The 21,928-nt window shown below is 62.7% G+C and carries 20 protein-coding genes and 1 tRNA gene; 1 reads left to right on the top strand and 20 read right to left on the bottom strand.

The window, feature by feature from the left end; genetic code table 11:
* Positions 1 to 7 precede the first annotated feature (7 nt).
* The 19 genes from nuoL to L0U83_RS04505 form a co-directional block, all read right to left on the bottom strand.
* On the bottom strand, positions 8 to 2,059 hold the full coding sequence (nuoL, locus tag L0U83_RS04595) for an NADH-quinone oxidoreductase subunit L (RefSeq protein WP_233880953.1): 2,052 nt from the start codon (positions 2,057 to 2,059) through the stop codon (positions 8 to 10).
* 11 nt (positions 2,060 to 2,070) lie between these two features.
* Positions 2,071 to 2,376 carry an NADH-quinone oxidoreductase subunit NuoK gene (gene nuoK / locus L0U83_RS04590; protein WP_006052894.1) on the bottom strand — a complete coding sequence of 102 codons (306 nt, stop codon included), beginning with the start codon at positions 2,374 to 2,376 and terminating at the stop codon, positions 2,071 to 2,073.
* Between the two features lie 17 nt (positions 2,377 to 2,393).
* A complete protein-coding gene (locus tag L0U83_RS04585; RefSeq protein WP_233880950.1) occupies positions 2,394 to 3,089 on the bottom strand; it encodes an NADH-quinone oxidoreductase subunit J in 696 nt (231 codons plus the stop codon).
* 175 nt (positions 3,090 to 3,264) lie between these two features.
* On the bottom strand, positions 3,265 to 3,753 hold the full coding sequence (nuoI, locus tag L0U83_RS04580; RefSeq protein WP_028205671.1) for an NADH-quinone oxidoreductase subunit NuoI: 489 nt from the start codon (positions 3,751 to 3,753) through the stop codon (positions 3,265 to 3,267).
* Between the two features lie 15 nt (positions 3,754 to 3,768).
* A complete protein-coding gene (nuoH, locus tag L0U83_RS04575) occupies positions 3,769 to 4,833 on the bottom strand; it encodes an NADH-quinone oxidoreductase subunit NuoH (RefSeq protein WP_233880948.1) in 1,065 nt (354 codons plus the stop codon).
* The gene (gene nuoG / locus L0U83_RS04570; protein WP_233880946.1) at positions 4,834 to 7,167 is read right to left on the bottom strand and encodes an NADH-quinone oxidoreductase subunit NuoG; all 2,334 of its coding nucleotides are present in this window, start codon (positions 7,165 to 7,167) and stop codon (positions 4,834 to 4,836) included.
* Positions 7,168 to 7,290: 123 nt separating this feature from the next.
* Complete coding sequence (nuoF, locus tag L0U83_RS04565) at positions 7,291 to 8,619, bottom strand: NADH-quinone oxidoreductase subunit NuoF (protein ID WP_133182095.1); 1,329 nt, start codon at positions 8,617 to 8,619, stop codon at positions 7,291 to 7,293.
* Positions 8,616 to 9,101, bottom strand: coding sequence for an NADH-quinone oxidoreductase subunit NuoE (gene nuoE, locus L0U83_RS04560; RefSeq protein WP_028205675.1), 486 nt, complete (start codon positions 9,099 to 9,101; stop codon positions 8,616 to 8,618). The genes nuoF and nuoE overlap by 4 nt, the downstream gene beginning before the upstream one ends.
* 152 nt (positions 9,102 to 9,253) lie before the next feature.
* Positions 9,254 to 10,507 carry an NADH-quinone oxidoreductase subunit D gene (locus L0U83_RS04555; RefSeq protein WP_233880944.1) on the bottom strand — a complete coding sequence of 418 codons (1,254 nt, stop codon included), beginning with the start codon at positions 10,505 to 10,507 and terminating at the stop codon, positions 9,254 to 9,256.
* Between the two features lie 9 nt (positions 10,508 to 10,516).
* Positions 10,517 to 11,122 (bottom strand): NADH-quinone oxidoreductase subunit C, encoded by a 606-nt coding sequence (locus L0U83_RS04550; protein WP_233880942.1) that lies wholly within the window; start codon positions 11,120 to 11,122, stop codon positions 10,517 to 10,519.
* A gap of 22 nt (positions 11,123 to 11,144) precedes the next feature.
* Positions 11,145 to 11,624, bottom strand: a complete 480-nt coding sequence (locus tag L0U83_RS04545; RefSeq protein WP_027819582.1) for a NuoB/complex I 20 kDa subunit family protein — start codon at positions 11,622 to 11,624, stop codon at positions 11,145 to 11,147.
* A gap of 72 nt (positions 11,625 to 11,696) precedes the next feature.
* Positions 11,697 to 12,056, bottom strand: a complete 360-nt coding sequence (locus L0U83_RS04540) for an NADH-quinone oxidoreductase subunit A (protein ID WP_028205678.1) — start codon at positions 12,054 to 12,056, stop codon at positions 11,697 to 11,699.
* A gap of 164 nt (positions 12,057 to 12,220) precedes the next feature.
* Positions 12,221 to 12,305: transfer RNA gene (locus tag L0U83_RS04535), tRNA-Leu, on the bottom strand.
* A gap of 109 nt (positions 12,306 to 12,414) precedes the next feature.
* Entirely contained in the window at positions 12,415 to 12,828 is a 414-nt protein-coding gene (secG, locus tag L0U83_RS04530) for a preprotein translocase subunit SecG (protein WP_233880940.1), read from the bottom strand.
* Positions 12,829 to 12,929: 101 nt separating this feature from the next.
* Complete coding sequence (tpiA, locus tag L0U83_RS04525) at positions 12,930 to 13,712, bottom strand: triose-phosphate isomerase (protein WP_233880938.1); 783 nt, start codon at positions 13,710 to 13,712, stop codon at positions 12,930 to 12,932.
* Between the two features lie 152 nt (positions 13,713 to 13,864).
* Positions 13,865 to 14,881 carry an NAD(P)H-quinone oxidoreductase gene (locus tag L0U83_RS04520; protein ID WP_233880936.1) on the bottom strand — a complete coding sequence of 339 codons (1,017 nt, stop codon included), beginning with the start codon at positions 14,879 to 14,881 and terminating at the stop codon, positions 13,865 to 13,867.
* A gap of 146 nt (positions 14,882 to 15,027) precedes the next feature.
* Entirely contained in the window at positions 15,028 to 17,175 is a 2,148-nt protein-coding gene (gene pnp, locus L0U83_RS04515) for a polyribonucleotide nucleotidyltransferase (RefSeq protein WP_069265284.1), read from the bottom strand.
* Positions 17,176 to 17,517: 342 nt separating this feature from the next.
* Positions 17,518 to 17,787, bottom strand: coding sequence for a 30S ribosomal protein S15 (gene rpsO / locus L0U83_RS04510; RefSeq protein ID WP_042271770.1), 270 nt, complete (start codon positions 17,785 to 17,787; stop codon positions 17,518 to 17,520).
* Positions 17,788 to 17,939: 152 nt separating this feature from the next.
* Positions 17,940 to 19,199, bottom strand: a complete 1,260-nt coding sequence (locus L0U83_RS04505) for a branched-chain amino acid ABC transporter substrate-binding protein (protein ID WP_233883717.1) — start codon at positions 19,197 to 19,199, stop codon at positions 17,940 to 17,942.
* A gap of 236 nt (positions 19,200 to 19,435) precedes the next feature.
* On the opposite strand from L0U83_RS04505, the gene L0U83_RS04500 reads away from it, so the two are divergent.
* Entirely contained in the window at positions 19,436 to 19,987 is a 552-nt protein-coding gene (locus tag L0U83_RS04500; RefSeq protein WP_373320984.1) for a hypothetical protein, read from the top strand.
* 115 nt (positions 19,988 to 20,102) lie between these two features.
* Here L0U83_RS04500 and L0U83_RS04495 read toward each other — a convergent pair whose 3' ends face one another.
* Positions 20,103 to 21,656 carry a 2-isopropylmalate synthase gene (locus L0U83_RS04495; protein ID WP_233880934.1) on the bottom strand — a complete coding sequence of 518 codons (1,554 nt, stop codon included), beginning with the start codon at positions 21,654 to 21,656 and terminating at the stop codon, positions 20,103 to 20,105.
* Positions 21,657 to 21,928: the final 272 nt, after the last annotated feature.

The following is a 21,928-nucleotide window of genomic DNA, read 5'->3' as shown; positions in this document are numbered from 1 at the left end:
CCTCGCCTTATTTGCCGCCGAGCGTTACAAACAGGGTAAGGAGGCCAAGCATGCCAATGATCATGGCAAATGCGTAGTGGTAGATATAGCCGGATTGCAGGAAACGAATGACAGTTGCAAACCAGCCGATAAACTTGGCGCTCCCGTTCACGACGCCGTCGATCACGACGACATCGCCCTCCTTCCACAGACCGCGACCGATAGCGACTGCTCCGCGAGCGAAGACGATTTCGTTGATCTTGTCGAGGTAATACGCGTTTGCCAGCAGCTTGTAGACCGGCGAGAACGTGCGCGACACGACGGCCGGCAGATCCGGGCGCTTCATGTAGAAGAACCACGCCACCACCACACCCGCGAGTGCGAGCCACACCGGCAGACCCGAGAACGCATGCGCGCCCATCGCGGCCCAGCCCTGGAATTCCTTGCCCATTTCCGCGAGCGCTTCGTGGTTCTCGCCAACGAAGATGACGTTCTGGAACGCCACGCCATGCGAGAAGAAGTCACCGAAGAGCAGCGGCTGGATCGCGAACGCACCGGCGATCACCGAAGGGATTGCGAGCAGAACGAGCGGCACCCAGATGACCCACGGCGACTCGTGCGGCACGTGCACGTGGTGTTCGTCGTGGCCATGGCTATGATCAGCATGACCGTGGGCCGCTTCGATCGCCATCGGCGACTCGGGATGCTTCGGACCGCGGAAGCGCTCTTCACCGTGGAACACGAGGAAGTACATACGGAACGAGTACAGCGCCGTGACGAACACGCTCGCCACCACTGCGAAGTATGCGAAGCCCGAACCCGGCAGGTGCGAGAGCTTCACGGCGTCGATGATCGAGTCCTTCGAGTAGAAGCCCGAGAAGAACGGCGTGCCGATCAGCGCGAGCGAACCGACGAGCGAGGTGATCCACGTGATGGGCATGTACTTGCGCAGGCCGCCCATGTTGCGCATGTCCTGGTCGTGGTGCATGCCGATGATGACCGAACCCGCGCCGAGGAACAGCAGCGCCTTGAAGAACGCGTGCGTCATCAGGTGGAAGATCGCGACCGGGTAAGCCGATACGCCGAGTGCGACCGTCATGTAGCCGAGTTGCGACAGCGTGGAGTAAGCGACCACGCGCTTGATGTCGTTCTGCACGACGCCAAGGAAACCCATGAAGAGCGCGGTGATAGCGCCGATCACGACGATGAACGAGAGCGCAGCTTCCGAAAGCTCGAACAGCGGCGACATGCGCGCGACCATGAAAATACCGGCCGTCACCATGGTTGCCGCGTGAATCAGCGCTGAAATCGGCGTCGGGCCTTCCATCGAGTCCGGGAGCCAGACGTGCAGCGGGAACTGCGCCGACTTACCCATCGCGCCGATGAAGAGGCAGATACACGCAACGGTGAGCAGGTTCCACGAAGTGCCCGGGAACGTCAGCGCGGCGATTTCATGCCCCTTCGCGAACACGTCGTTGTAGTTCAGTGAGCCGCCGTACGCGAGCAGCAGACCAATACCGAGCAGGAAGCCGAAGTCGCCCACGCGGTTCACGAGGAACGCCTTCATGTTCGCGTAGATGGCGCTTTCACGCTTGAAGTAGAAGCCAATCAGCAGGTACGAGACGAGACCCACCGCTTCCCAGCCGAAGAACAGCTGCAGGAAGTTGTTGCTCATCACGAGCATCAGCATCGAGAACGTGAAGAGCGCGATGTACGAGAAGAAGCGCTGGTAGCCCTCTTCTTCCGCCATGTAGCCGATCGTGTAGATGTGCACCATCAGCGACACAAAAGTCACGACGACCATCATGAGCGCCGTCAACGAGTCGATGAGGAAGCCGACTTCGAACTTCAGGCCGCCAACCGACATCCATTCGTAGACAGTCGCGTTGAAGCTCGCGCCGCCCATCACGTCGAAGAGCGTGATGCACGAAAGCACGAACGCAATCGCGACGCCAAGAATGGTCACCGTATGCGCGCCCGCGCGCCCGACCGTTTTGCCGAACAAACCGGCAATGAGAGAACCGGCGAGGGGCGCCAGCGGGACCGCCAGCAATAAGGTTTCGTTGAGTGTTGTTGCCATAGCAGCCTGCCTTAGCCTTTGAGCTGATCGAGGTCCTCGACGTTGATCGTGTCGAGGCTGCGGAACAGAGTCACAAGAATAGCCAGACCAATCGCGGCTTCCGCTGCCGCAACAGTTAGCACGAAGAACACGAAAATCTGTCCGTGAACGTCACCGAGATAATGCGAGAACGCGACGAAGTTCGTGTTCACCGCCAACAGCATCAGCTCAATCGCCATCAGGATGATGATGACGTTGCGCCGATTGAGAAAAATGCCAACGATCGAGATCGCAAAAAGGATCGCGCCGAGGACGAGGTAATGGGCCAGTGTCAGCATGGTTCGCTCCTTCGCGCTTAGCTCTTCGTTGCCGGTGCAGCCGCGGGTGCAGCGGCCGCGCCTGCCGCGGGCGCAGCACCGGCTTCGGCTTGCGCCGGTTCCGGCACTTCCACGACGGCCTGCATCTTCACGAGGCGCACGCGGTCCTGGCGACGCACGCGGACCTGCTTCGACACGTCCTGGCGCTTCGAGTCTTTCGGCTCGCGCACGGTCAGTGCGATGGCCGCGACGATCGCCACCAGCAGCACGAGGCCGGCGACTTCGAAGGCGAAGATGTAGTCGGTGTAGATGATCTTGCCGATCAGGTGCGCGTTCGAGATCGCGGCGGCAGCAGCCGGCGTGGTGTCGGGCACCGGCGTACTCGTCGCGCCGTAGCCGTGCCACAGGATCAGCGCGGTTTCGACCACGATGATCGCGCCCACGATGGTCGCCACCGGGATGAAACGCTTGAAGTCGCGGCTCAGCACGTCGATGTTGATGTCCAGCATCATCACCACGAACAGGAACAGCACCATCACCGCGCCCACGTAGACGAGCACCAGCAGGATCGCGAGGAATTCGGCCTCGAGCAGCATCCAGATCGCGGCCGCGTTGAAGAACGCGAGCACGAGGAAGAGCGCAGACGCGACAGGATTGCGCGAAGTGATCACCTTCAACCCTGACAGCGTGAGCAGCAGCGCGAAGATGTAGAACAGGACGGTCGTGAATTCCATGATTACTGGTTCATCGTTGAGGCCTTCGTGAGGCGGATTGCGCGGCGCAGACTGGCGGCCAGACCAGTGAGCGTCGCGCCGCGGCGGTCAGGCTGCGGCAAAGCGCGGGCGTTCAGCACACGCGTTCCCAGCAGCCGGCCCGGACCGCGGGCCGATGCAGCGTCAAACTGAAAGATCAACGGTACGGTGCATCCGCTGCCTTGTTCGCCGCGATCTGCGCTTCATAGCGATCGCCAACGGCCAGCAGCATATCCTTCGTGAAATACAGATCGCCGCGCTTCTCGCCGTGATACTCGAGAATGTGCGTTTCGACGATCGAGTCGACCGGGCAGCTCTCTTCGCAGAAACCGCAGAAGATGCACTTGGTCAGGTCAATGTCGTAACGCGTCGTGCGGCGCGTGTTGTCCTCGCGCACTTCCGATTCGATCGTGATCGCGAGCGCGGGGCACACGGCCTCGCACAGCTTGCACGCGATGCAGCGTTCTTCGCCATTTTCATAGCGGCGCAGCGCGTGCAGACCGCGAAAACGTGGGGAAATAGGCGTCTTTTCTTCCGGAAACTGCACCGTGAACTTGCGCTTGAACGCGTAACGACCCGTCAGCGCGAGGCCCTTGAGCAGCTCGGTCAGGAAAAACGTCTTGAAGAAGTTTTGGATAGCGTTCATGGTTGTGTTCGCCCCTTATTTCCAGATGCTCAACGGCGACATGTACCAGAAGCCGACCACGATCAGCCAGACGATGCACACCGGAATGAACACCTTCCAGCCGAGACGCATGATCTGGTCATAGCGATAGCGCGGGAACGTCGCGCGGGCCCAGATGAAAACCGAAAGCAGGCAGAAGACCTTCAGCACAAGCCAGAACACGCCCGGGATGAAGTCGAGGAACCCGAACGGAGCGCTCCAGCCGCCAAGGAACAGCACCGAGGCGAGCGCCGAGATCACGATCATGTTGATGTACTCGGCGAGGAAGAACAGCGCGAACGCCATACCCGAGTAATCGATCATGTGACCCGCGACGATCTCCGACTCCCCTTCCACCACGTCGAACGGGTGGCGGTTCGTCTCGGCAATGCCCGAGATGAAGTAGACGACGAACATCGGCAAAAGCGGCAGCCAGTTCCATGAGAGGAATGTGATGCCCCAGTTTGCGAACATGCCGCGCATCTGGCCTTCGACAATCACCGAGAGATTCAGGCTGCCCGACACCATCAGCACGACGACGAGCGCGAAGCCCATCGAAATTTCGTACGAAACCATCTGCGCCGCGGCGCGCATGGCGCCGAGGAACGCGTACTTCGAGTTCGAGGCCCAGCCCGCCAGAATCACGCCGTAGACGCCGATCGACGAGATCGCCATCGCGTAGAGCAGGCCGGCGTTGATGTCGCCGAGCACCGCGCCCGCCTGGAACGGAATCACCGCCCAGACCGCGAAAGCCGGCACCACCACCATGATCGGCGCGACCATGTAGATCCAGCGGCTCGCCTGCGCGGGCTGAATCACTTCCTTCAGAAGCAGCTTCAGCACGTCGGCGATCGGTTGCAGCAGCCCTGCCGGGCCGACGCGGTTCGGACCGAGACGCACGTGCATCCAGCCGATCAGCTTGCGCTCCCAGAGGATCAGGTACGCGACGCACAGCAGGATCACCACCGCGACGACGAGAATGCGCACCAGCGCCCACACGGTGGGCCATGCCACGCCGAGCAGCTGGCTGCCGCCTGCATTGATCGTATCGAACAAGCTCATTTACGCCTTCTCCACCAGCAGTTCACCGAACAGGCTGCCGAGTTGCGCACCGGCAGGCGTCGCCGCCGACACGCGCACCACCGTCGGCGCAAGATTCGCATCGCGCGTTGCGGGCGCCGTGACCGACAAATCGCCCTGGCGCACGCGCACGGCGTCGCCTTCCTTCAGGCCGAGCTGGTCGAAGTATGCCGCCGGCAGGCCGACCGCGTTCGCCACGCGGGCAGCCGTGGTGAGCTGCAGCGCTTCGCCGCGGCGCACGATTTGATCGGCGTGGTAAATCGGCACGTCCGCGATGCGCTCGAAGCGGCCTTCCGCAGCTTTCGCGAGGCTGCCGCGCGCTACCGTCGCGCTGGCCTTGTTCGACAGACGCCCTTCGAAGCTGCCGTCGCCGAGCGCCTTGCGGCGCACTTCTTCGGCCGTGTCGTACTCGAACCCCTTCGCGCCCAGCAGCGTGCCGAGCACGCGCAGGACCTTCCATGCCGGACGCGTGTCGCCGAGCGGGCGCACGACGCCGTTGAAAGTCTGAGCCGTACCTTCGGCGTTGATGAAGGTACCCGAGGTTTCCGTGTACGGAGCGATCGGCAGCAGCACGTCCGCGTAGTCGAGGCCCGTCTTGTACGGCGAGAACACCGCGACCATTTCGGCCTGAGCAAGCGCGGCGCGCGCGGCTACCGGGTTTGCCGTATCGAATTCCGGTTCGACGTTGAAGAGCAGATAGCCCTTGCGCGGTTGCTCGAACGCTTCGCGGGCGTTCAGGCCGTCGCGGCCCGGCAGTGCGCCGGCAATGTGCGCGCCAACCGTGTTGGCCGCTTCCGTGAGGAAGCCAAGCGTCGCGCCCGTCGTTTCGGCGATGAACTGCGCGGCTGCATGCAGGCGCGAGAATTCCGGATGCTGGACCGCGGCGTTGCCGAGCAGCACGTAGCGGCGCTCGCCGCTCGCGAGCGATGCGGCGACTTGCTTCGCGGCGTCGGTAGCCTGTGCGCCTGCGAAGCCTTCCGGCGCCGCAACGCCCTTCGCTTCGGCGACAGCCGCTGCGATCGTCGCGAGTTCGTCGAGCCATGCCGACGGCGCGGCAACGATGCGCTGCGCGTTCGGGATCAGCGAGCCGTCAGCAGTGGCTTGCAGGAAGCTAACCTGTGCACCACCCTTTGCAGCCTGGCGCAGACGCGCGGCAAACAGCGCGTGGTCGCGGCGCAGGAACGAGCCGATCACGAACGCCGAGTCGGCGTACGAGAGCTCGGCGATCTTCGTGCCGAGCCACGGCGCGCCTTCGAGCGGCGCCGAGAAGTCGCTCTGGCGCAGGCGGAAGTCGACGTTGGGCGTGCCGATCGCGTCCGCAAACTGCTTCGCGAGATAGAGTTCTTCGAGCGTGCCGTGCGGGCTCGCGAGCAGCGCAAGCTGGTTTTCACCGTGCTCGTCGCAAATGCCCTTGATCCCCTTCACGACGTATTCCAGCGCGGTCTGCCAGTCGGTCTCGATCCACTCGCCGCCCTGCTTGATCATCGGGCGCGTGAGACGGTCTTCGCTGTTCAGGCCTTCATACGAGAAGCGGTCCTTGTCCGAGATCCAGCATTCGTTGATGGATTCGTTTTCGAACGGCAGCACGCGCATCACGCGATTGTTCTTCACCTGCACGACAAGGTTCGCACCCGTCGCGTCGTGCGGGCTCACCGACTTGCGGCGCGACAGCTCCCACGTCCGCGCCGAGAAGCGGAACGGCTTGCTCGTGAGCGCGCCGACCGGGCACAGGTCGATCATGTTGCCCGAGAGTTCCGAGTCGACCGTCTTGCCGACGAACGAGGTGATTTCCGAGTGCTCGCCGCGGCCGAGCATGCCGAGCTCCATCACGCCGGCGATTTCGTCGCCGAAGCGCACGCAGCGCGTGCAATGAATGCAGCGCGACATCTCTTCCATCGAGATGAGCGGACCGACGTTCTTGTGGAACACGACGCGCTTTTCTTCGCTGTAGCGCGAGGCGGACTTACCGTAACCGACGGCCAGATCCTGAAGCTGGCATTCGCCGCCCTGATCGCAAATCGGGCAGTCGAGCGGGTGGTTGATCAGCAGGAATTCCATCACGGCTTGCTGACCCTGCACGGCCTTGTCCGACATGGTGCGCACGACCATGCCTTGCGACACCGGCGTCGCGCACGCGGGCACGGCCTTCGGCATCTTCTCGACATCGACGAGACACATCCGGCAGTTGGCCGCGATGGAGAGCTTCTTGTGATAGCAGAAGTGCGGGATGTACGTGTCCACGCGCTGAGCAGCCTGGATCACCATGCTGCCCTCGGGCACCTGCACCTTCTTGCCGTCTATTTCAAGTTCAACCATGATGGTTAATCGTCCCTAACCTGTTACCGCTCGATTTCACAGCGGCATTCCCCATTACGTCGCCGATGCGTCGTGCTGCGCGGTGATGTGCGCAACCCGCCACAACGCGCTGTCCTTCGCCGTTCAGGCGGCCACCGTTTCCGAGGCCGCGTGCGAGCCGGCATGACCGCCGACGAGACAACGCTTGTTGTGCACGTGATATTCGAATTCGTCCCAGTAGTGCTTGAGCATGCCGCGCACCGGCATGGCCGCCGCATCGCCGAGCGCGCAAATCGTGCGGCCCATGATGTTGCCCGCCACCGAGTTCAGCAGGTCCAGGTCTTCCTGGCGGCCCTCGCCGTGCTCGATGCGGTTCACCACGCGATACAGCCAGCCCGTGCCTTCGCGGCACGGCGTGCACTGGCCGCACGACTCTTCGTAATAGAAGTACGACAGACGCAGCAGCGAGCGCACCATGCAGCGCGTTTCGTCCATGACGATGACCGCGCCCGAGCCGAGCATCGAGCCCTGCTTGGCGATGGAGTCATAGTCCATGTCCGTCTGCATCATCAGGTCGCCCGGAATGACCGGTGCCGACGAGCCGCCCGGAATCACGGCCTTCAGCTTCTTGCCGCCGCGCACGCCGCCGGCGAGCTCCATGAGCTTCGCGAACGGGGTGCCGAGCGGTATCTCGTAGTTGCCCGGACGCTCCACGTCGCCCGAGATCGAGAAGATCTTCGTGCCGCCGTTGTTCGGCTTGCCGAGTTCCATGTACGTCTGCGGACCGACGGTCAGCAGGAACGGCACCGCGGCGAAGGTCTCGGTGTTGTTGATCGTCGTCGGCTTGCCATACACGCCGAAGCTCGCCGGGAAAGGCGGCTTGAAGCGCGGCTGGCCCTTCTTGCCTTCGAGCGACTCGAGCAGCGCGGTTTCCTCGCCGCAGATGTACGCGCCATAGCCATGGTGAGCGTGCAGCTGGAACGAGAAGTCCGTGCCGAGAATGTTGTCGCCGAGATAGCCCGCCTGGCGCGCTTCTTCCAGCGCAGCCTCGAAGCGGCGATACACCTCAAAAATTTCGCCGTGGATGTAGTTGTAGCCCACGGTGATGCCCATCGCGTAGGCGCCGATGGCCATGCCTTCGATCACGCTATGCGGATTCCAGCGCAGGATGTCGCGGTCCTTGAACGTGCCCGGCTCGCCCTCGTCCGAGTTGCAGACGAGATACTTCTGCCCCGGGAACTGACGCGGCATGAAGCTCCACTTCAGGCCCGTCGGGAAGCCCGCGCCGCCGCGGCCGCGCAGACCACTCGCCTTCACGTCGGCGATCACCTGCTCAGGCGGAATCTTTTCTTCGAGAATACGGCGCAGCTGCTTGTAGCCGCCGCGCGCGACGTAGTCTTCGAGATGCCAGTTCTCGCCGTTGAGGCCCGCGAGAATCAGCGGTTTGATGTGACGGTCGTGCAACGAAGTCATTTCGAAAGCTCCTCGAGCAGCTGGTCGATCTTCTCGCGGCTCATGAAGCTGCACATACGGTGATTGTTCACGAGCATCACCGGTGCATCGCCGCACGCGCCCATGCACTCACCCTCTTTCAAGGTGAACTTGCCGTCGGGCGTGGTTTCGCCGAAGTCGATACCAAGCTTCTGCTTCAGGTATTCGGCGGCGCTTTCCGAGCCGCCTTCCGGGCCGAGCTGGCACGGCAGATTCGTGCAGAGCGTGATCTTGTGCTTACCGACCGGCCGGGTCTCGAACATCGTGTAGAACGTGGCGACTTCCTGGACCGCGACAGGCGGCATGCCGATGTAGTCGGCCACGAACTGCATGATTTCGGGGGACAGCCAGCCATGCTCTTCTTGAGCCACGGCCAAAGCCGCCATCACGGCGGACTGTCGCTGATCGGCGGGGTACTTCGTCAACGCGCGATCGATTTCTTTCAGGCCTTCAGCTGAGATCATTTTCAGACACGACTCTTTCAATTCCTACCGTTTCAATTCCCGCCACACAAACACCCGCCGCGCGTTAGCCTACCTGCTCGCTGCGACGGACGTGGCGTTCCCGGTATTTCGCAGTGCGCCCTTATTGACCGGGCGCACTGGCAGTTTGCTGCTTAGCGATCAATTTCACCGAACACGATGTCCTGTGTGCCGATGATCGTGACCGCGTCGGCAATCATGTGGCCGCGCGCCATTTCATCGAGCGCGGAAAGGTGGGCATAACCCGGCGCACGGATCTTCAGACGATAAGGCTTGTTCGCGCCATCCGACACCAGGTAGATGCCGAATTCACCCTTCGGATGTTCGACGGCAGCGTACGCCTCGCCTTCGGGCACGTGGAAGCCTTCCGTGAAGAGCTTGAAGTGGTGAATCAGCTCTTCCATGTTCGACTTCATGTTCACGCGCGAGGGCGGCGCAACCTTGTGATTGTCGATCATCACGGGGCCGGGATTCTTGCGCAGCCACTCAATACACTGTTTCGCGATGCGAGTGGACTGGCGCATTTCTTCGACGCGAACGAGATAACGGTCGTAGCAGTCGCCGTTCACGCCTACCGGAATGTCGAAATCCATCTGGTCGTAGACTTCGTACGGCTGCTTCTTGCGCAGATCCCACTCGATGCCCGAACCGCGCAGCATCGCACCCGTGAGACCGAGCTGCATCGCGCGCTCGGGGCTCACCACGCCAATGCCGACCAAACGCTGCTTCCAGATACGGTTGTCGGTGAGCAGCGTTTCGTACTCGTCGACGCAACCCGGGAAGCGCGCGAAGAAGTCGTCGATAAAGTCCAGCACCGAGCCCTGGCGCGCCTCGTTCATGCGGGCGAGCGCCTTCTCGTTGTGGATCTTCGACGCTTTGTATTGCGGCATCGCGTCGGGCAGGTCGCGATACACGCCGCCCGGACGATAGTAAGCCGCGTGCATGCGCGCGCCCGAGACCGCCTCGTAGACGTCCATCAGGTCTTCGCGCTCGCGGAACGCGTAGAGGAACACCGCCATCGCACCGACGTCGAGCGCGTGCGAACCGATCCACATAAGGTGGTTCAGCACGCGCGTGACTTCGTCGAACAGCACGCGGATGTACTTCGCGCGGATCGGCACTTCGATGCCGAGCAGCTTTTCGATGGCGAGCACATAGCCGTGCTCGTTGACCATCATCGAGACGTAGTCGAGACGGTCCATGTACGGCACCGACTGGATGAACGTCTTGCTCTCGGCGAGCTTTTCCGTCGCGCGATGCAGCAGACCGATGTGCGGATCGGCGCGCTGGATCACTTCGCCGTCGAGCTCGAGCACGAGGCGCAGCACACCGTGCGCTGCCGGGTGCTGCGGGCCGAAGTTGAGCGTGTAGTTCTTGATCTCTGACATGCGACCCTCTTAGTGTTTCTTCAGACCGCCGTAGCGATCTTCGCGGATCACACGCGGCGTGATCTCGCGCGGCTCGATCGTGACGGGCTGGTAGACCACGCGCTTCTGCTCCGGGTCGTAACGCATTTCGACATAGCCCGAAACCGGGAAGTCCTTGCGGAACGGATGGCCGATGAAACCGTAGTCGGTCAGGATACGGCGCAGGTCGGGGTGGCCTTCGAAGACGATGCCGAACAGGTCGAACGCCTCGCGCTCGTACCAGTTGGCCGAATTCCAGATCTCGACGAGCGAGGGCACGATAGGCACTTCGTCGTCCGGCGCGAACACGCGCAGACGCACACGCCAGTTGTTCGCGAGGGAGAGCAGATGCGACACCGCGGCGAAGCGCGGGCCTTCCCACGCGCCGTCACCAAAGGTCTGATAGTCGACGCCGCACAGGTCGACCAGTTGCTCGAAGCGCAGCGAAGGATTGTCGCGCAGCTCCGTGGCCACTGCGAGGGACTCACCCGCCTTGACGACCAGCGTCAGCTCGCCGAGCGCCTCGGTGAGGCTGACGATGCGCGCGCCGAGGGCCGCTTCGAGGTTCGCTTTCAGGGTCTCGAGTTTGCTTGCCATATTGTAGGGAGGCTCGCGGCCTTTATTGACGGGCGATGGTGCTGGTGCGACGAATCTTCGCCTGCAACTGGATCACCCCGTAGACCAGGGCTTCCGCTGTCGGCGGGCATCCCGGCACATAGACGTCGACCGGCACGATGCGATCACAACCGCGCACGACCGAATACGAATAGTGGTAGTAGCCGCCACCGTTTGCGCACGACCCCATCGAAATGACCCAGCGCGGCTCGGCCATCTGGTCGTAGACCTTGCGCAGCGCAGGCGCCATTTTGTTGCAGAGCGTGCCGGCGACGATCATGACGTCCGACTGACGCGGGCTCGGACGGAACACCACGCCGAAACGGTCAAGGTCATAACGGGCCGCGCCCGCGTGCATCATCTCGACCGCGCAACACGCCAGACCGAACGTCATCGGCCACAACGAGCCAGTGCGCGTCCAGTTGATCAGCTTGTCAGCCGTGGTGGTGACAAACCCTTCCTTCAAGACCCCTTCGATACTCATGTGCTTTCCACTCCAGACGGACAGCCCACAGTTTCCCCGCAGTGCCGCCCATACAATCCGGCGATTAACCCATTATTCCCAGTCGAGACCGCCCTTCTTCCAGATGTAGGCAAAGCCCAGCAGGAATTCGAGCAGAAACAGCATCATCGACAGGAAGCCCGGCCAGCCGATATCGCGCAGGGCCACACCCCACGGAAACAGGAACGCCGTTTCGAGGTCGAAGATGATGAAAAGGATGGCGACCAGGTAGTAGCGTACGTCGAACTTCATCCGGGCGTCTTCGAAGGCTTCGAAGCCGCACTCGTACGGCGAATTTTTTTCGCTGTCTGGCCGGTTGGGACCGAGGACCTTGCCGATTGTCACTAGCGCTATACCCAGGCCGACACCCACGAGGAGGAACAGAAGGACGGGGAAATAGGCAGCGAGGTTCAAGGCTATCCTCTATATCGGTTGGTTCTGAGGTTCCGCTGGAACTTGCATCGCTCCGCGGGAATCACTTCACGTACTTCGCGCTGCGAACAGAAAACGAACACGACGTAAGAAGCAAAAATGCCAGCCGAAGCTGAAGCAAGCGGCTGGCATTTTTTAGATAACATTGGTGCCGACGGCGAGACTCGAACTCGCACAGCTTTCGCCACTACCCCCTCAAGATAGCGTGTCTACCAATTTCACCACGTCGGCACTACATGCAATCCGGGACAACAATTATTGCAACCCGCGAATCGCTTCAAGACTTAGATTCTAACTTGTTTCCGTTCGTTGTTCAACGCACAAAACAAGTTTTTCAAATTTATTTCGGAACGTCGTTGCCGGGTTGCGAGGCTGCTGCAGCCGGCGAAGCCGCCGCCGCGGCGGTTGCGCCAGGAGCCGATGCAACCGGTGCCGAAGCAGCCGGCGCCGAGGCCGAAGTCACCTGCGCCGGGGCTGGAACCGAAGCGCCAAGCACGCCCGCCGAAGGCTTCGCATGATACGACCCCAGGTAAGTTAACGCAAGGGTCGACACGAAAAACACCGTTGCGAGAACTGCGGTAGTGCGCGAAAGGAAGTTCGCGGAACCGCTCGCGCCGAACAGGCTGCCCGACGCGCCGCTGCCAAAAGCGGCACCCATGTCGGCGCCTTTGCCGTGCTGCAGCAAGACGAGGCCGATCACCCCGAGCGCCGACAGAAGCTGGACGACGATAATCAACGTTTTCAAATACAGCATCACACTCACCTGAGTCCTGGTTGAAGGCCCGCCCCTCCCGGAGCGGACGCATAAGCAGCCCGCACGACGCGTTTCATTTCGAACGCTTCGTGCGCAAGCCTTTAGCTCGCGACGCTGGCACCCGCCGTAGCGGCCACGCAGATCGCGAGGAAATCACCCTCTTTCAGCGACGCACCGCCAATCAGGCCACCGTCGATGTCGGCCTGACGGAAGAGCTCCGCCGCATTTTCCGGCTTCACACTGCCGCCGTAGAGCAGCGGCACGTCCGCTACTTGCGCGCCCTTGGCAGCGAGGCGCGCGCGCAGGAACGCATGCGCCTGCTGGGCCTGCTCCGAGCTCGCGCTCTTGCCCGTGCCGATCGCCCAGACCGGCTCGTAAGCGACGACGATGCGCGCCGCCTCTTCAACTGACAGCATGGCCAGCACCGCATCGAGTTGTGCGCCAACCACGCGCTCGGTCGCGCCCGATTCGCGTTCTTCGAGCGTTTCGCCCACGCAGACGATAGGCGTAAGCCCCGCCGCCAGCGCGCGCTGCGCCTTCACGGCGACGAGTTCGGAGCTTTCGTCGTGGTAAGCGCGGCGCTCCGAGTGACCAACGATCGCGAAAGTGGATTCAAAGTCGGCAACCATGCCTGCTGCGACCTCGCCCGTATAGGCACCGTGCTCGTGCGCCGAAACATCCTGCGCGCCCCACTGTACCAGGCTGCCGCCGAGCAGTGCCTGCGCCTGCGCGAGATACGCAAACGGCACGCACACACCGACGTGCACGTCCGGGGGCAGCGCCTGCGCACCGCGCGCAACGCCTTCTAGCAGTGCCACATTGGCCGCAAGGCGGCCATGCATCTTCCAGTTACCGACTACGAGCTTCGATCGTTGTTTCGTCATTGTTCCGGTTGCTGTTAAAAGCGGACGCAAAACACATAATTTTACTGCGTGAAATCCAGGCGGGTCAAACCACCCGCCTCCGATGCACAAAAAATACGCGAAAAAAATCCCGAAAAATCAAGCACGAGCGATTCGCCCGTGCCGATGCGCCGTCAGGCCGCGCTGCTCCAGTCGAGCATGATCTTGCCGATATGCTCGCTGCTTTCCATCAACGCATGCGCCTCGGCGGCCTGCGCGGCGGGAAATACACGGAACACGACGGGTTTGATACGCCCCTCTTCGATGAGGGGCCAGACCTTTGCCTTGAGTTCCTGAGCAATCTGGGCCTTGAACTCCACAGAGCGCGCGCGCAGCGTCGATCCGGTCACCGTGAGACGGCGGCGCAAGATCTCGCCCATGTTGAGTTCGGCCTTGGAGCCGCCAAGCGTCGCGATGAGCACGATGCGGCCACCAGTCGCGAGCGCGGAAAGTTCGCGCGCCACATAGCCGCCAGCCACCATGTCGAGAATCACATCCACCCCGCGGTCGTTCGTGAGCGCTTTCACGACCTCGACGAAATCGCTGGTGCGGTAGTTGATGGCGCGATCGGCGCCTAGCGCCTCACAGGCGCGGCACTTGTCGTCCGAACCCGCGGTTGCGAACACGCGAAAGCCAAGGGCATGTGCGATCTGGATCGCCGTTACGCCTATGCCGCTCGAGCCGCCCTGCACGAGCAGCGTCTCGTTCTCGCCGCCTTCGCCCTGCCCGAGGTAGGCGCGCTGGAATACGTTGCTCCAGACCGTGAAGAACGTTTCGGGCAGCGAGGCCGCCTCGACATCCGTGAGCCCCTTCGGCACCGGCAGGCATTGCCCGAGCGGTGCGATCGCATATTCGGCGTAACCGCCGCCCGCAATCAGCGCGCACACGCGGTCGCCAATCTTCAGCCCGAACGGATTGTTCTTCTCGTCGATCGAGCCGCCGACGATCTCGCCCGCCACCTCGAGCCCCGGCAGGTCGGAAATGCCCGGCGGCGGCGCATACGAACCCTTGCGCTGGAACACGTCCGGACGATTGACGCCCGAAGCGCTCACTTTGATCAGCACTTCGCCGGTTTTTGGCTCAGGGGTTGGCCGCTCGGCCAGCTTGAGCACGTCCGGCGCACCGAATTCCGTAATCTCGACAGCCCTCATCTTGCGTCTCCTCAGCGCCTCGCGCCCCGGTCTGGATAGCGCTGCGCACGCGACACGATTGACGCGTGCGCACTGCCATCCATCCTCATTGTCATAAAAAACGGCCGGCGCGTTTTGCACGCTGCCGGCCGTTGGAGCTTACTGCTTTACTGCTGCGGCTCGCCCTGCGGTGCGCCACCATTGGCTTGCTCGTTGAGCAGCGCCTTGGCGGACAGACGCACGCGGCCCTTCTCGTCCGTCTGGATGACCTTGACCTTTACGACCTGGCCTTCCTTCAGATAGTCGTTGATGTCCTTGATACGCTCGTTGGCGATCTCGGAGATGTGCAGCAGACCATCCTTGCCCGGCAGCAGGTTCACGATCGCGCCGAAGTCCAGCAGCTTGAGGACCGCGCCTTCGTACACCTGGCCCACTTCGATTTCGGCCGTGATGTTCTCGATGCGCTTCTTCGCCTCGGCCATGCCTTCGCTCGACGTCGAAGCGATGGTCACGACGCCGTCGTCCGAAATGTCGATCGTCGTGCCGGTTTCTTCCGTCAGCGCGCGGATCACCGAACCGCCCTTGCCGATCACGTCGCGGATCTTTTCCGGGTTGATCTTGATGGTGATCATGCGCGGAGCGTACGCCGACAGTTCGGTGTTCACGCCCGACACCGCCGAGGTCATCTTGCCGAGGATGTGCATGCGGCCTTCCTTCGCTTGCGCGAGGGCGACCTGCATGATTTCCTTCGTGATGCCCTGGATCTTGATGTCCATCTGCAGCGCCGTCACGCCAGCTTCCGTACCGGCCACCTTGAAGTCCATGTCGCCGAGGTGATCTTCGTCGCCGAGGATGTCGGTCAGCACGGCGAACTTGTTGCCTTCGAGGATCAGGCCCATCGCGATACCCGCGACGTGCGCCTTCATCGGCACGCCGGCGTCCATCAACGCGAGGCAGCCGCCGCACACCGAAGCCATCGACGACGAACCGTTCGACTCGGTGATTTCCGAGACCACGCGGATCGAGTAGCCGAACTCTTCGGCGCTCGGCAGGCACGCGACGAGCGCGCGCTTCGCGAGACGGCCGTGGCCGATTTCACGGCGCTTGGGCGAGCCAACACGGCCCGTTTCGCCGGTCGCGAACGGAGGCATGTTGTAGTGGAGCATGAAGCGGTCGCGGTACTCGCCTTCGAGCGCGTCGATGATCTGCTCGTCGCCCTTGGTGCCGAGCGTCGCCACGACCAGCGCTTGCGTTTCGCCGCGCGTGAAGAGCGCCGAACCGTGGGTGCGCGGCAGGACGCCAGTGCGGATCTCGATCGGACGCACCGTACGCGTGTCGCGGCCGTCGATACGCGGCTCGCCGTTCAGGATCTGCGAGCGGACGATCTTCGCTTCGAGGTCGAACACGATGTTGCCGACCGTGGCCTTGTCGGCCGCCGTCGTGCCGGCCGCAGCCGCTTCTTCTTCGAGCTTCGCCGACGTGGCTGCGTAGACTTCCTTCAGCTTGGCCGAACGCTGTTGCTTGTCGCGCAGTTGGTACGCGGCGAGCAGATTGTCGTTGGCGATAGCCGTGACGCGCGCGATGAGCGCTTCGTCCTTCGGCGCCGGCGTCCAGTCCCACTCGGGCTTGCCGCCGTCACGCACCAGTTCGTGGATTGCGTCGATGGCCGTTTGCATTTGCTCGTGGCCGAACACGACCGCGCCGAGCATCACGTCTTCCGGAAGCTGGTCGGCTTCCGATTCCACCATCAGCACGGCACGCTCGGTACCGGCCACGACGAGGTCGAGGCGCGATTCCTTGATCTGCGCGCGCGTCGGGTTCAGCACGTACTCGTTGTTGATGTAGGCCACGCGTGCTGCGCCCACCGGGCCGTTGAACGGCAGACCCGAAATTGCCAGCGCAGCCGACGCGCCGATCAGCGCGGGGATGTCAGCCGGGACTTCCGGGTTGATCGACAGGACGTGGATCACGACCTGCACTTCGTTGTAATAGCCTTCCGGGAAAAGCGGGCGCAGCGGGCGGTCGATCAGGCGCGAAATCAGCGTCTCGCCTTCCGACGGACGGCCTTCGCGGCGGAAGAAGCCGCCAGGGATCTTGCCGGCCGAATAGGTCTTTTCGATGTAGTCGACGGTGAGCGGGAAGAAGTCCTGACCCGGCTTGGCGGTCTTCGCGCCAACGACGGTCGCGAGCACGACGGTGTCTTCGACGTCGACGATGACAGCACCGCTGGCCTGACGGGCGATTTCACCCGTTTCGAGGCGCACGTTGTGCTGGCCCCATTTGAATTCCTTCACGACTTTATTGAACATGGTCATGGTCACTCACTCCTTACTCATTTGTTATGCGCCGCCCGCACACGCGAACGACGCGGCAAGACAGGCTCCGGCACCGCGCGGGAAGAGGAGTGTTATGCCATTCCAGCGGATCGCGAGGTTGCGGCGCATCGTCGCTCGCGATCTGCTGGAATGACACAAAGCTCTGCCCCGAGGCCCGGCCCTGCTGCTTGTACTGCTGGTGCTACGTGGTGTTGCCTTAAGTTTTGAACCGGCGTTTATCGCATCAACGCGACTTGAAAAGCAGCATGAAGCGCACCGTTCAAAAACAAAATGCCTGCATCAGCGGAACTGACACAGGCATCTTTGTGGAAGACCTTCCGATTACTTACGCAGACCCAGCTTCTCGATCAGCGCGCGGTAACGGTCGGCGTCCTTGCCCTTCAGGTAGTCGAGCAGCTTGCGGCGGCGGCTCACCATGCGCAGCAGACCGCGGCGGCTGTGGTGATCCTTCGCGTGCGACTTGAAGTGCGAGGTCAGTTCGTTGATACGCGACGTCAGGAGTGCAACCTGAACTTCGGGCGAACCCGTGTCATTGGTGCCGCGCGCGAATTGCGCGACGACGTCGGACTTCTTGATATCTGCTACGGACATTTTGCTTTTCCTTTAAAACAAACGAGCGGTCACGGAAGAAAGGCCGTGCCGTGGCTTGGTTCTAACTACTGATTACTTGCCGCAGATTCGCGACAAGGGGCGTATTGTAGCACAGCCCCGATTTGCCGCGAACCCGCTTGTAAGGCGCGCTGTCAAGGCCGCTTCATCTGGCAGACAGTGGCGAGCACGGTGCGCTCCGCTGGCACCGCCAGCACGGTCCGAAAGCCGTAGCCTGCGCCCTCGTTGTCGTAACGCACACCGGGCGTGCCCTGCTTATCCATTTCCATGACATAAAGGGGTTGGATCGCCTGGTGGTCCTCGGCACGCATCCACATGGCGTGGAAGGCCGCTTCGTCGCCTTTGAAGCGCATGCCCTCCAGCGCCTTCGCGACTGCCTCAGGGTCGGCCGTGCCGGCTTTCGTCATGGCCTGCGCGAGCATCTCCACCATCATCGACATGCGCAGCACCGGGTAGTCGTCCTTAGCCGCCGGGTAGCGCGCGCGGAACGCCTTGTACCACGCGTCTGAGGCCGAGCCGCCGACGTTCGGATGCCAGTCGGCGACCGCAATCACGCGCTTCACACCCGCGTCGCCCAGCGCCGCCGGCGCGCCGAGGCTGTTGCCGTAGAACGTGTAGAACTTCGTGTCAAGCCCCTGCTCGCGCGCGGCCTTCACGAGCAGCGTGAGGTCGTTACCCCAGTTTCCGGTGATGACGGCGTCGGCGCCTGCGGCGCGAATCTTCGCGATGTACGGCGCGAAGTCCTTCACGCGGCCAATGGGATGGAACTCGTCGCCGACGATGGCAATGTCCGGACGGTCCTTCGCGAGCGCCGCCCGTGCGAGTGTGCTGACGTCGTGGCCAAAGCTGTAGTCCTGGTTGAGCAGATACACCTTCTTCACAGACTTGTCCGCGGCGATGACATCTGCGAGCGCGTCCATGCGCATGCCCGCGTGCGCGTCGAAGCGGAAATGCCAGAAGCTGCAGTTCGCGTTCGTGAGCGCGGGATCGTCGGCGGAATAGTTGAGGAAGATCTGGCGGCTCTCCGGATCACGCTCGTTTTGCCGATCGATCGCCGTCACGAGCGCCGCCGCCACCGCCGAGCTGTTGCCCTGCATGACATAACCGATGTGGCGGTCCTGCGCCATGCGCAGCTGCACGAGCGCCGCCTCGGGGCTGCCCTTGCTGTCGAGCGTGACCAGTTCGAGCGGATGCCGCCCGTCACGCAGCACGACGCCGCCGCTCGCGTTGGCCCGCTCCACGCCAAAGCGCAGGTTGCGCTCGACGGCCGCGCCCGCGTCCGCGAACGGGCCTGACATGCCTTCGATGAGTGCGAGCTGGATCGGCTTGCCCGCCGGCGTCTCATCCGCCTGGGCGCCGGTCGCGCTCGCGAGCCCTGTCGCCATCGCCGCCATGGCGAACATGGCCGCTGCCGCACGCGCCACGCGTGCCGTTATGCGCTTCTCTCTCATGGTCGATGCCAGCCCGATTTTCATTCGAAGCGCGGATCATAGGCCGCGAGGAGGCGTGACGGCAAGGCCGCGGTCCAACGCGCGACCGGACAGGCCCGGCCCGCGAGCGCGTCGCGCCGTGTCAAAATAAGGGTTCCACATTCACGGCGGTCATCGGTACCTTGCCATCGGGGGACATCATGTTCACGCGCCTATCAACCTCGCTCGCAACGCCTGTGCGCGCCGCCTCGCGCCGAATGCGTCTCGCCCTCCTCGCGGGCGTGGGCGCACTCGCGCTCGCCGGCTGCGCGCAGCCGTGGCAGCAATTCCATGCAGGCGACGACGCACAGTCCGTGATCGCCCGTTTCGGGCCGCCGGCTGAAACCTACGACCTGCCCGACGGCGGCAAGCGCCTGATGTGGCCGACCCAGCCGATGGGCGAAACCACCACGGCCGCCGACATCGACGCAAGCGGCCGGGTCGTGAACGTGCGCCAGGTGCTGCAGCCCAACGAGTTCTATCGCGCGGAAATCGGCAAATGGACGCGCAGCGACGTACTCGTGAACTTCGGCCGCCCGGTCGAGACCTCCTACTTCCCGCTGATGAAGAAGGAAGCATGGACCTACCGCTACCTCGAAGACAACGTCTGGTACATGCTCTACAGCTTCTACTTCGACGACCAGGGCATTCTGCGGCTCACGCAGAAGACGCCTGATCCGCTGCACGACCCAGATCGGCGCAGCATGTTCTGATCGCGCTGGTCCCGGCGCAGCAAAAACAAAACCCCCGCACTCTTGCGAGCCCGGGGGTTTTTCGTTGCCTCGTCGGCGCAACGACGTGAAGCGAGGCCAAGCGCCCCGCCTGCGCTTACATCGTCTCGGAACGCTGCGGATTGACCTTGTCGCCGGAGTAGAGCTTGTTGAGCGCCGAGATATACGCTTTCGCCGAAGCAGCAACGATATCCGGATCGGTGCCCACGCCGTTGACGATGCGGCCTGCCTTCGAGAGGCGCACCGTCACTTCGCCCTGCGCCTGGGTGCCCGTCGTGATCGCGTTCACCGAGTACAGCAAAAGCTCCGAGCCGCTGCCCACTTCGGTTTCGATGGCGTTGAGCGTGGCGTCCACCGGGCCGTTGCCCGCGGCTTCGCCGGTCACTTCCTTGCCGTCGGCCGAGAACACGACGCGTGCGTGCGGACGCTCACCCGTCTCCGAGTGCTGCGCAAGCGAGATGAACTTGAAGTGTTCCTTATCCTGCGCCTGCGCCGACTCTTCCGTGACGATCGCGATGATGTCTTCGTCGAAGATTTCGGCCTTGCGGTCGGCCAGTTCCTTGAAACGTGCGAATGCGTTGTTCAGTTCGCCTTCGCTGTCGAGCTGGATGCCCAGTTCCTGCAGGCGCTGCTTGAACGCGTTGCGGCCCGAAAGCTTGCCGAGCACGATCTTGTTTGCGCTCCAGCCCACGTCTTCCGCGCGCATGATTTCGTAGGTGTCGCGCGCCTTGAGCACGCCGTCCTGGTGAATGCCCGAGGCGTGCGCAAACGCGTTCGCGCCCACCACCGCCTTGTTCGGCTGCACGACGAAACCGGTGATCTGCGAAACGAGCTTCGAAGCCGGCACGATCTGCGTGGTGTCGATGCCGAGATCGAGACCGAAGTAGTCCTTGCGGGTCTTCACGGCCATCACGATTTCTTCGAGCGACGTGTTGCCCGCGCGCTCGCCGAGACCGTTGATCGTGCACTCCACCTGGCGCGCGCCGCCGATCTGGACGCCGGCCAGCGAGTTCGCCACGGCCATGCCGAGGTCGTTGTGGCAATGCACCGAGAACACAGCCTTGTCCGAGTTCGGAATGCGCTCGCGCAGGGTCTTTACGAGGTTGCCGTACAACTCGGGAACGCCGTAGCCGACCGTATCGGCGATATTGATCGTCGTCGCGCCTTCGTTGATCACGGCTTCGAGCACGCGGCACAGGAAGTCCATGTCCGAGCGGCTGCCGTCTTCGGGCGAGAACTCCACGTCGTTCGTGAACTTGCGCGCGAAGCGCACCGCCAGCTTCGCCTGCTCGAGCACCTGCTCGGGCGACATGCGCAGCTTCTTCTCCATGTGCAGCGCCGAAGTAGCGATGAACGTGTGGATGCGGAAGTGATCGGCGGGCTTGAGCGCGTCGGCGGCGCGCTGGATGTCCTTGTCGTTCGCGCGGGCGAGCGAGCAGATCGTGCTGTCCTTGACCATGCCGGCGATGGTGTGGATCGCGTCGAAATCGCCATTCGAGCTGGCGGCGAAGCCGGCTTCGATGATGTCGACCTTCATGCGCTCGAGCTGCTTCGCGATGCGAATTTTCTCTTCCTTCGTCATCGACGCACCGGGCGACTGCTCGCCGTCACGCAACGTCGTATCGAAGATGATGAGCTTGTCTGCTGCCATTTCGGGTCTCCAGGGGGACTTGTTCAGTGTCTAAAACGCATTTTGGGTGTTCGCGCCACCGATGGCGACGCTGACAATGAACGAGGCTTACGGAGGGCGAGCGAGATCAGCGCGGCAGGCGCGCTAGCGCTAGCGTGCTTATTAGCGCGCCGGCTTGAAGGGAAAAGAGGGGGAACTGGATGGTGTCCATGCCGCCGACTATAGCCGGAATCTGCCGATAGCGCAATTGGAAGAGACCAGCGCGGGCGAGCGCAAAAAGAAAAAGGGCCGCG

This window comes from Paraburkholderia flagellata (assembly GCF_021390645.1).
Classification (GTDB): domain Bacteria; phylum Pseudomonadota; class Gammaproteobacteria; order Burkholderiales; family Burkholderiaceae; genus Paraburkholderia; species Paraburkholderia flagellata.
Note: the sequence above shows the minus strand (reverse complement) of the source record. Positions and strands in the feature narration are given on the sequence as shown.